Here is an 11419-nt window from a genome sequence, read left to right as displayed (position 1 = left end):
ATGAAGCTTTTGATAGTAGAAGATGAGGCGCCTATCCGTAAACACATAAAGTGGATGTTGGAGGACAGTGGCATTGAGATATGGGAATCGGAAAATGGTAGAGATGCATTAGATGTATTAAAGAATAACGCAATGGACATTATGCTGACAGATATTCGCATGCCTATCGTGGATGGTATAGAGTTGATACAACAGTGTAAGATTCTCTATCCCCGGTTATGGTCAATTGTAATAAGCAACTATGCAGAATTTGACCTTGCTCAGATGGCATTGCGTTATGGGGCGAAAAATTATTTGCTTAAAGCAACCATCAATAAGGAAAGCCTGGTCTCCGAATTAAATCAGGCTTACGAAGATTCGCGAAATCAAGGTTCGGACAAAGGACGTTTGGACTCCAATGAACAGTTAATGGTTCAAAACTCATTATTTTATGAATGGCAGCATCAGCGTATTAATTCGGCAGAATTAATAAAGAGGTCATTGAAATTGAATGTCCAAGTCTTCCAGTTCGAGGAACCCCAGTCGATGTTTACACTGCTTGAAGTGGACCGATTTTCTGAATGGTGTGAAGCAAAATTTAACAAAAAGACAGATCTTGCCATATACGCTTTTATGAATGTAGCCGTAGAAGTCATTAAACAATTTCATCCTAAAAATGAATTATTTCATTTAGAAAACGCTAGATTTATACTTCTGGATTTCGGTGAAAGCAATAGGGAGAAGCACACCGAGAAAATGGAAGAAGTTCAGCTTGCGTTGCAGCAATTTTTAAAACTGGAATCTTCATTAATAACGGGATATGATTTCACGACGTTAGATTCATTATTTGAGATGGTCCGTCATTCGATCAACGATACGAGACAATTATTTTACTGCACGCCAGCGTGCCTCATTTCACCAAATGAGTGCGAATCTACAAGCAAAGATATAGATTTGTATTCTTTTTTTCAAAACATGGAGATGGAAAACGATAACAACTACACTGCAATTTCAAATTTGCCGATGTGGATCGAGTCCTTTTTTGATTTGATCCGTTATTTAAAGCGTCCGCCTAGTACGGTTAAAGAAGATTTAAAATTCCTGATCACTTTTATCGAGAAAAAGGGATTTGCTGTCCCAGAAGATTTGAAATCGGAAATAAGCTACAAACAAGCCTTTCGGTTAACTGATTATAAATCCATATTTGAACGATGGCTAAATGACTATCATTATTTGGGCACACATCGGATAGAAATTGTCAAAGCATTAAACTATATCCATGAACAATACCGAAACAAATTCACTTTGGATGATGTAAGTAATCACGTTAACATAAGTCGATCTCATTTCTCTAAACTATTTAAAGAGCATCAGGGCGTATCCGTTATTGAATATGTGGAAGGGGTTCGCATGAAACAAGCAAGGGTGCTTTTACGGACAACTCCACTCGCCATTAGTGAAATTGCCGATAGAATCGGTGTTCAAGATATATTTTATTTCAGTAAACTATACAAGAGATATTACAAAGTTAATCCAAGTAAAGACCGGAGTATGGTGTAAAGACAGTTCGACAGTTCTCAAATTCGCCGAATAATGCGAAAGATGGAAGTACAAGTACCAAGTGGGCTCCGCAATCTGGAACAGGTGTTAACGAGTGGCTCCAAATGGACTTTGGCTCATGTGGAGAAGCCCCATAGCGTTTTGGCGAGAAGCACCTAGCCACTTGTGTGGAATGGTGCTTCTTATGTTTGTTTTTACGTTGCTTCGTGTTCACAACCTCAAGAAATTCGACAATACAGGGGAAGATCTCGAGGATTTGATCTCGATTGGGACGATTGGCTTGATCAAAGCGATTGAGTCTTTCTCGCCAAACAAAGGTACGAAGCTGGCGACTTTCGCAGCGCGTTGTATCGAAAATGAAATACTTATGCATCTTCGCTCGTTGAAGAAAACGCGCAAAGATGTGTCTTTGCATGATCCCATCGGAACGGACAAAGAGGGGAATGAAATCACATTGATCGACATCCTCGGTACAGAAGCGGACGATGTCGTGGATAAGGTTCAGCTCAAGATAGAGAAGAGCAAAATTTATCGGAATTTAGAGATCTTGGACGATCGAGAGAAGGGAATTCGCTCGGGGTGATGCTTTCCATCTTGATGTGTCTTCCTCCTGATTATTTTTGTAGCCTGTGATATTTGTAGAAGGGATTACTATTGAGATCGCGGCTATTTCATGGGGAGTCATGTTTAACGTAAGGCTCTCTTTTCAATGAGCTTAGTTTTTGATACAATGACCATGCTATTAACATACTATGATAGATTTTCTCATGATATCGGTTGCGCTGTAAGCGATTCCACATTTATTTTTCGATCAAGGAGAGAAAGTTGTTCAATACGTGGCTGCTCGGGTTCGGTATGCAGATGCCAATTATTTCAGTATGTGCTTCAAGAAGCATATTGGGATTACCTCCAGCAAGTACTTGAACATGATCTTTATTGCGGGCGTTTGGCAATGATCCGGTTGGACTTACTTTCCGGGAGCAAGCATGCGTTTGCTCTGTTCAATTACACGGCAAGTGGTGGAGAGAGTTTAATGAGGATTTCGTATCGGGCATAAGCATGGCGGATATGCAAAGGCGGGGGATGACGATGAAGAGAATCAGTGGTATTCCTTTCAAAAATTCAGTATTGGGAAAAACGGTGTTTTTTCATTCCATGCTCGTGCTGATATTGGTTAGTTTAGTTTCCTATTTCGTGATCAACACCGTTTCCAGAGGTTTAACCAAGGAAGCCAGATCATCGGTTGATACCATGACGGAACAAGCTTACCACACGGTTGATGTGCTTCTCCGGTCCACCTATTACTATTTCGGGCAGCTTTATACGAATGATATGGAGATTTTCAACGCCATGTATGGGGATGACTTTAGCGGCATGCAATCCAAGCGGATCCGGGATAAGCTCGTGGATTTAAAAGCAGCCAATCCCTTAATAGAATCGGTTTATATCTATAACATGAATCATGACATCGTATTTTCCTCCGAAAGCACCCGAAACACGGTAGATTCCTTCTACGACAACGGGATGACCGAACTGTTAAAACAAGGACAGAAAATCGGCAGCAGGGGAGTTTTTATTCCAAGAAGGGAACGGTTTTCTTATAATAATACTCCAGTAGAAATGAATTTGTTATCGATCATTTATACACAGTTTAAGCAGGATGGAGCTTCAGATGGAGCGCTGGTTGTCAACTTGAATCAAAAAACACTTCAGGAGCTCATTAGCAAATCAGGGCAAGGGATATCAAGACAGTCCATGATTATCGATCAGCATGGACTGGTACTTTCCCATTCGGACCCACAATTTCTCTTGAAAAATATTGCGGATGAACTTTATATCGATGAAATCTTGCATTCCGAACATACAAGGGGTCAAATCAGTGTTTCGATCAAAGGGGATAACTATTTGGTTTCCTATTTGAAATCCGATCAACTGGGATGGATCGCAATCAGTATGGTGGAAGAAACCAGCATTTTGGGAACTGTAATCATGGTTCAACGGTTCATCCTGGGTATTACCGGTCTGTTTGTCATTATTGCGATTGTTATTGCTTTTTTCTCCATTCGGGCGATCTACATGCCCATTCGGAACTTGGCAAGGAAAATAGGAGAGGGTTCATCCAAACCACCCCATCAACCGCATGCAAACGAGTATAAGTTGATCGAATCATGGATTTCCCATCAAGAGGAACGGGTGCATGACCTGCAAAACAGCATGTCAAGGTACAGAGATGCCAGCAAGAGGGAATTGCTAAAGGAGATTATACTTGGACTATTTAAGGAAGATCCCAATAATCTAAAGCGGCTTCATAGTCTTGGAATCGATTTGTCCGGTGGACCTTATCTGGCCGCTGCGATTCGGATTGATGATTATTATTCACTAAGCAACAGATTTCAATTGAAAGACCAAGCATTGTTCAAGTATGCGATTATGAATATCGTTGACGAAACTTTGGTTCCCTACTGTACTGCGGAGCTATTCGAATATAATGAAGATACGATCGCTGTTCTAATGAACATGGCTAAAGATCAACCGAACAATGCCGATGCTTATCTTAAAGCATTCCATGAAGTGCTGGGAAATATAAGGGGATATCTCCCTTTATCCGTAAGCATATCCTTCGGTACTGTTGTACAGCGTCTCGAGCAAATGACTTACTCTTGGCACCAGGCATGTCAGGCGGCACAATATAGAATTATTCACGGGACAGGAACGGTCATCCCTTACGTGCCGGATATGTCACAACGGATGCCTGGGAATGAATATCCTTACCAATTGGAAAAGATGATTACGGATCAAATGAAGGCGGGAAACAAACAGAAGCTTCGAGCGCTTGCAGACGATTTTTTCGAGACGATTTCGGAATATCAGTATGAAGAAATCATTCAGTACCTGTCTCAAATGGTGATGATGTCGGAACGTATTGCGAAGGTAATTACAGATGATGATGAATTACTGCACATGGATCTGTCTTCATTATCGGAATCCTTGCGCCAATGGGATACATTAGCTCAAATAAAGGAGGAATATATAAGAATCTGTGAGAAGATTATGGATTTCCGGGACAATGATTTTTCCTTAAGAGGTGTCAAGGTTGTTGAGAAGGTGAAGAAGTATATCCATTCGGAATACAGTAACCCGGACATAACCATTGACGACTTGGTGAAGCAAACCGGAATGACCAAAAACCATGTACGCAAAATATTCAATGATCTATGTGGCGAGTCCATAAGTCAATATCTCAGCAATTACCGTTTTGATAAAGCCAAGGAGCTGCTGATCCAAACCGATTATCCCGCGGCAAAGATCAGTGAGATGGTCGGCATAGCCAATACTAACTATTTTTATGTCTCGTTCAAGAAGTTCGCAGGCAAGTCGCCGCAGCATTACCGAATGGAGCATCGGTTGAATTAATGGCATACAAACAAGGTTGCCTCAGGGAGGAATTGCAGTATGAAAGGGAAGGACATTAAGAAAGCAACCGTACTACTGTTATCTTCAACCCTGGCATTGTCCACAGCAGCTTGTTCTAAAGACAAGAGAGAAACTGAAACTTCTACCGCTACAAGCGCCACAGCATCCGCATCTTCCGAACGTCTTCAACCTGTAACATTAAAATTCCTGTTCTTGCAAGGCAAGCCGGTAGAGATGGATAAGGTGTTGGCCGAGTTCGAGAAGCGCACCAAGGATACACTGAATACCAAGCTCGATATCGAGTTTGCCAGCAGCGAACTGACGCTGAAGCTGGGACTGAAGATGGCTGCCGGCGAGGAAGTGGACTTGTCGTTCGACTATCTTGGCATCGGAACCTTGTATCAGAATATTGCAAAGGGGTATTATCAGCCGGTTGAAAAGTATTTCAACAATGATGCATACCCGGGACTTACGAAAGCGTTTCCACCGGAACTGATTGAAGCCAATAAAGTTAACGGCCATCTTTACAGCATTCCAATGACGGAGGCTTGGAAGATTCCGAACGTCATTTATTACCGCAAGGACTTGCGCGAGAAATATGGCTTGCAACCGATCAAGACCATGGAAGAGTTCCAGGTGTTCATGGATAAGGTGAAGGAGCAGAACCCGGAGCTGGTTCCTCTGGCTGTACGAAATATTCGCGGCTTTGCCGATGGTGAAATGTTTGCTAATGAAGAGGTGCAAAAGAACATTCGCACCAACCCGTACTTCATCTCCGGCACAGGCGTGAATTTCAGCGTGGTTCTCTCCGATGACGGCAAGAAGGTATTAGGTGCTGTAACATTGGGTGACCCGGCATCGGATTATGCAAACCTCCCTGCTCCGTATAATAAACCGGATTACCTGTACCAATACCTGGATAAGTATGTTCAATGGAACAAATACCTTGAGAAAGATGTTTTGGCTCAGAAGAGCCCCGGAGCGCTGTTCGATTCCGGCAAAGCCTCGGCAAGCGAATGGGATGTAAGAGCGATGGCTGGCGTTAAGAAAACGATCCAACAAGCTATTCCCGGCGCAGATATCGAGTACTTCGTCTATAACACTAAAGTCGCCAAGCTTCAGCCCCAAGCTCTTGGAACCAACTATATCCCGTACAACCACGCTGTTGTTCCGGTTACGGCCAAAAATGTTGACCGTACGATGAAAGTTTTGGATTGGATTTTCAGCAGCCAGGAAAACAACGATCTATTCACCTGGGGAATCGAAGGCGAACACTGGACCAAGATCGGAGATAATGGCTATTCGCGTTCGAATGATCAAGCTAAAAAATACAGCTTCCCGTGGTATGAATTGTCGATGAACTCGATGTATGAACGCACGAATGCTGATACGGATCCATATGCGAAAAAGGTACTCCAATTTGTAAAAACGAATAACGCGTATTATACGCTGCCTCTGGCCCGATTTGTATTCGACGCAACGCCTGTAAAGACTGAAATTGCCAAAGTTACACCCAAACTTGGCGAATATATGCCTCTCTTCGTAACGGGTTCCGATCCGAACTGGAGGGATACGGCCACGAAGATGAACAAGGAACTTCGTGCGCTCGGATTGGATAAGATTCGAGCAGAGCTGGTCAAGCAAGTCCAGGCGTATCTTGATAAAGGCGGTAAGTAGTTAAGAGGGGAAGGCATTGCGCCTTCCTCTTTTCATTTTCACATGTCCTAAAATCATAGCAATCATGCACGATTGCAGTGTTTGAAAGAGTTCGATCACAGTATTCATTATATATTAAAGTAGTCTGCAAGCGCTATTTTGTGCATACTGAAAGCATCGAGAAGAGAGTATCTTGTTAAAGTGAGGATGTGGTTTTACCCGAAGACGGAGAGAAGGTATTTCGAGGGGGCTGCAAAATGAAAGTAGATCGTGCAGGGGGCAGGCTAAAATCCCACTATAGAAGAAATTCTTTATTAATAAAAATCTTATCATCCTATATAGTTATTGTTATAGTTCTATTATCCGTTTTTTCCTTTGTATTATTTCGTACTTACAGCCAAAAAAGTATAGAGCAAGTAAGTCGTACCTCTGAAAATTTTATATCTCAATCTTATTATATTGCGGATCTGATGCTCATAAATGTTTACTATAATTTTTATCAGTTATTTGTCAATAATCTGGATAGTGATCTTAATTATGGTTTGTATGATAATAAATCAGATATATTCGCCGATCAGGATGTATTAAAAAAACTCAAGCAATATGCGATGTCAAGTCCGCTTATTCGCTCCATTTATATTTATAATTCAAAGGCTGACAGGGTAATTTTCAGTATTCCTGAGCTTGGGGAAGGGATTCAGACTACAACTGATTTTTTAGATCAAGATATAATCCATATACTGAGAAAACCGGGAAATATCGTTTCAGATGAATATTTTACAAGACAAGTGGATTATGTAATAGATAATAAAAATGTAAGTGAAAATTTCTTAACCTTGGTTCTTACAAACAAAGCAAATAATGGTGAAATTGAATCGTCATTGGTCATTAATCTAAATCAAAGAATACTACAGCAGATGGTTACCAGTGGAAGAACCGGAGATCTTAATCAGGTATTGATTATGTACAAAAACGGTAATGTATTATCTCATGATGACACTTCTATGATCAATAAAAATATTGCCAATGAAAGCTATGCGAAACAAATACTGGAATCTAATGATGAAAAAGGAAGTTTTATAACGGAGATTAACGATAAGGAATCCCTTGTCAGCTATGTGAAAGCAACGCATTTAGGCTTGATATTTATAGGCATTGGTGAATATAGCAAGCTTTTATCGTCAGCCTATTCGATGCAAAAAACATTATTGATTTTAACCATTGTTTTTATTTTTGTGGGGGTCATTATAGCAGCCTTTTTTACATCAAGTATATATAATCCCTTTAGAAAATTGCTTCATGATATACAACTAAGAGTTAGGAATCAGAAAAAAAATTCAGTTCTTGATGTATACGATTATTTGAAACATACTTTCAATGAGCTAGCTGACGATGTTGATAAATACAGACTGGATTCAAGCAGCATATTGAATACTAAGAAGAAGACATTATTGGAGAAATTAGTTGAGGGGAATATTGACGAAAAAATCTACGACAAAGATTATTTGATGGAATGCGGGGTAAGTTTTGACCATCCATTCTTCTTGACCCTTGTACTTAAAATGGATTCTTTTGAAAATGTTCTTTCAGGTTCATGGTCGAAAGACGTAAGATTAGTTAGATTTGCTATTCTTAACATAGCAATTGAACTCTTTCGTGAAAAACAATTTAAGGTAGAGGGCATTGATAACGGACACGATTATGTAAGTACTATTTTAAATGTGAATAATGGAAATGACGAGATTATGAGTAAATTAATCGATACTACAAAGGAAATACAAGATAAAGTAAACAAATATTTGAAGATTTCTATATCTGCGGCAATAGGTGATCTTGTAGAAGGTATTGAAAGTATTGGCAGATCCTACCATAATGCATTGGCAGCTTCGAATTACCGAATTATATTCGGTAGAGAAGCAGTAATAAATTATTGTGATATAGCTGAACGAAATAATAATGATCTTCATGAATATCCGTATGAAATTGAGAAGAGATTGATCGAAGCCATAAAGGAACTCAATTTGAGAAAAATAGACACAAGCCTTAATGAGTTTTTTGAAATGCTTGCATTATTTAGTGCCGATAAAATACAAATAACCCTGTTGCAGCTGGCAGTGCTACTTACAAGGACACTAAGCAGTATAACCAAGACTAGTATTGAGAATGGAGAATACAGCATAAAGGTGTTGGTTTCCAAGATACAAACTTGCGAAACCTTGGAGGAAATAAAACAGTATCTCTATTCACTCTGTTCCGAAGTTGTAGAGGCAAAAGGGAATGATTCGAAGGAAAATGTCAAAGTTATTATTGTAAATAAAATTAAAGATTATGTTGGAAAGCATTATGATGGTATTAATACATCAACGGATACCGTAGCAGATTATGTAGAGCTGTCTCGTAATTATGTCAGGTCTATTTTCAAAGAAATAACAGGTATATCATTGTCAGATTATATTACACTATGCCGGATGTCAGAAGCACAGAGACTTCTGATTGAAACGGATTATCCTGTCAGAAGGATAGCTGAATTGGTTGGGTATTCAGAACATAGTAAACACTTCTTTACAATATTTAAAAAACACTTTGGCAGTACTCCGGAGAATTATCGAAATAGCATCCCAAATAATGTGATTTCAATAGCCGAGTGACGGTTGCCGCTCAGTTTCCCTATCGGGAAATGAGCGGTTTTTTCTTGCCAAGGAGCGGTAACAGAATACCTTCGCCAGAAACCGCCTGAGTTCAATAAGCATCGGGAACCTTTGTAGTTATATTTTGAACAGGTTCAAAAACCATCAAACCGGCATTTTGTCAAAACGAGAACTTGAACACTCCTAAACTTGGTATTAAAGTCAAAGGGGAAAGGCTTTCATCGATTTCTAGGGGATTCAAAACCGACAAATATAAAGGAGGAAGATAAATGTGAATGTAGCTTTAAGCAATAATAAAGCAGACAGCGTTGTAATGAAGAAGAGAAAGAAGACCTTCCTATCAGAGATCAAACTAAATTTCTATTTGTACTTATTAGTTTTTCCAGGTGTTTTATATTTTGTGATTTTCAAATACCTGCCGATGGTAGGGATCATTGTAGCTTTTCAAAATTATAATGTAGTAAAAGGAATTTTCAAAAGTAAATTTGTTGGGTTGAAAAATTTTGAGTATTTCTTCACTTCAAAGGAATGGCTGACAGTAACCTGGAACACGGTGTTTTTAAATCTATTATTTCTTATAACCGGTTTGTTTTTTTCTGTCCTTATTGCCCTTGTTTTATCTGAGATCAGCTCCAAGTATTTTAAGAAAATCACACAATCTATCGTCATTCTTCCTAATTTTATATCATGGACATTAGTTTCGATGTTTGTTTTTGCTTTGCTTTCAACGGATATAGGATTTGTTAATTCCGTTTTAAAAGCGCTTGGTTTTATACAAAAAGGGCAGGAAATAAATTTTTATTCAAATCCGAAATTATGGACCGGGATACTTATCGTATTGAAAATTTGGAAAGGGGCAGGTTTCGGTTCAATTATATATTTGGCGGCTATAGCTGGTATTGACCAGGAAATATATGAAGCTGCCAAAATTGATGGAGCCAGCCGTTGGCAGTGTATAACAAAGATCACTTTGCCGCAGCTTAGAACAACAGCAGTGCTTTTGACCATATTTGGCATCGGAGGTATATTCCACGGGGATTTAGGAATGATTTATGCGATTGTAGGCGACAACCCTTATTTGTATGACACTACCGATGTTATTGACACTTATGTATTCAGAATGCTTAGACAGTTGAATGATATGAGCATGTCTACAGCTATAGGACTTTATCAATCAGTTGTAGGTTTAATTATCGTATTCGTAACTAATTTTTTTGCAAAGAAACATGATCCGGATTCAGCCATTTTTTAGGGAAGGAATGTTTAAAGTGAATAAAAGCCTTGAGGATAAAGGAATAGATATATTTTCTTATTTGTTTATGATTATATTTTCCGTATTTTGCGTTATACCTTTTATCATTATTATTTCAAGCTCAATTTCAGACGAAAAAGCATTACAAATGACCGGCTTTGTTCTTATTCCAAAAGAAATATCTTGGTTTGCTTATAAGGTCATATTTCAGGATAGCGCCATATTCAACGCTTACAAGACAACAACCATTTTCACGGTTTTGGGTACGGTGCTTTGCCTTATACTTACGAGTGCTATGGCTTACGCCCTTTCCGTAAAAACTTTTACCCACAGAAATAAGATTGCTTTTTTCGTGTATTTTACAATGCTGTTTAACGGAGGGTTAGTACCAACCTATCTACTGATAGCAAAGTATTTACATTTACAAGACAATATTTTAGTTTATATTATACCGGCGTTAATTAATCCTTTTAATATGTTTCTGTTAAGAAATTTCTTTGCACAAATACCTGATTCGTTGGCTGAGTCCGCCAAAATAGATGGAGCTAATGACATCTATATTTTATATAAAATCATCCTTCCATTAGCAAAACCTGCACTTGCAACTATAGGATTGTTTTATGCACTTGGTTTCTGGAATGAATGGTTTACAACTGTACTTTATATTGACAGTAAAGACCTGTATTCTTTGCAATATCTGATCATGAAGGTATTGAGAGAAGCGGATTTTCAAAAACAATTTAATGAAATACCAGGAGTTGTAGTTAATTATATAGTTCCAGCCAATTCTGCCAAAATGGCTACTGCCGTAGTCACTGTAGGTCCCATTATTTTGGTTTATCCATTTCTGCAAAAGTACTTTGTTAAAGGATTAGTAGTTGGAGCTGTTAAGGGTTAGACCCGCAAAAGC

The 11419-nt window shown here is 39.0% G+C and carries 6 protein-coding genes and 1 pseudogene; all 7 read left to right on the top strand.

The window, feature by feature from the left end; translation table 11 throughout:
- The 7 genes and pseudogenes from ASG93_RS23960 (at nt 1) to ASG93_RS23930 (ending at nt 11407) form a co-directional block, all read left to right on the top strand.
- The gene (locus ASG93_RS23960; RefSeq protein ID WP_162262878.1) at nt 1-1539 is read left to right on the top strand and encodes a response regulator transcription factor; all 1539 of its coding nucleotides are present in this window, start codon (nt 1-3) and stop codon (nt 1537-1539) included.
- A 172-nt stretch (nt 1540-1711) separates the two neighbouring features.
- Nucleotides 1712-2119: pseudogene (locus ASG93_RS23955) on the top strand (sigma-70 family RNA polymerase sigma factor); the annotation flags it as partial.
- Between the two features lie 509 nt (nt 2120-2628).
- Nucleotides 2629-4953, top strand: a complete 2325-nt coding sequence (locus ASG93_RS23950; RefSeq protein WP_056835994.1) for a helix-turn-helix domain-containing protein — start codon at nt 2629-2631, stop codon at nt 4951-4953.
- Between the two features lie 39 nt (nt 4954-4992).
- On the top strand, nt 4993-6630 hold the full coding sequence (locus tag ASG93_RS23945) for an ABC transporter substrate-binding protein (RefSeq protein ID WP_056835991.1): 1638 nt from the start codon (nt 4993-4995) through the stop codon (nt 6628-6630).
- A 236-nt stretch (nt 6631-6866) separates the two neighbouring features.
- Nucleotides 6867-9257, top strand: coding sequence for a helix-turn-helix domain-containing protein (locus ASG93_RS23940; RefSeq protein WP_056835990.1), 2391 nt, complete (start codon nt 6867-6869; stop codon nt 9255-9257).
- Between the two features lie 271 nt (nt 9258-9528).
- Nucleotides 9529-10509 (top strand): ABC transporter permease, encoded by a 981-nt coding sequence (locus ASG93_RS23935; RefSeq protein WP_056835988.1) that lies wholly within the window; start codon nt 9529-9531, stop codon nt 10507-10509.
- 16 nt (nt 10510-10525) lie between these two features.
- Nucleotides 10526-11407, top strand: coding sequence for a carbohydrate ABC transporter permease (locus ASG93_RS23930; protein WP_156411017.1), 882 nt, complete (start codon nt 10526-10528; stop codon nt 11405-11407).
- Nucleotides 11408-11419: the final 12 nt, after the last annotated feature.

The sequence above is a fragment of the Paenibacillus sp. Soil787 genome (assembly GCF_001429545.1).
Taxonomy (GTDB): domain Bacteria; phylum Bacillota; class Bacilli; order Paenibacillales; family NBRC-103111; genus Paenibacillus_E.
This window is presented reverse-complemented; position numbering and strand designations above follow the sequence as displayed.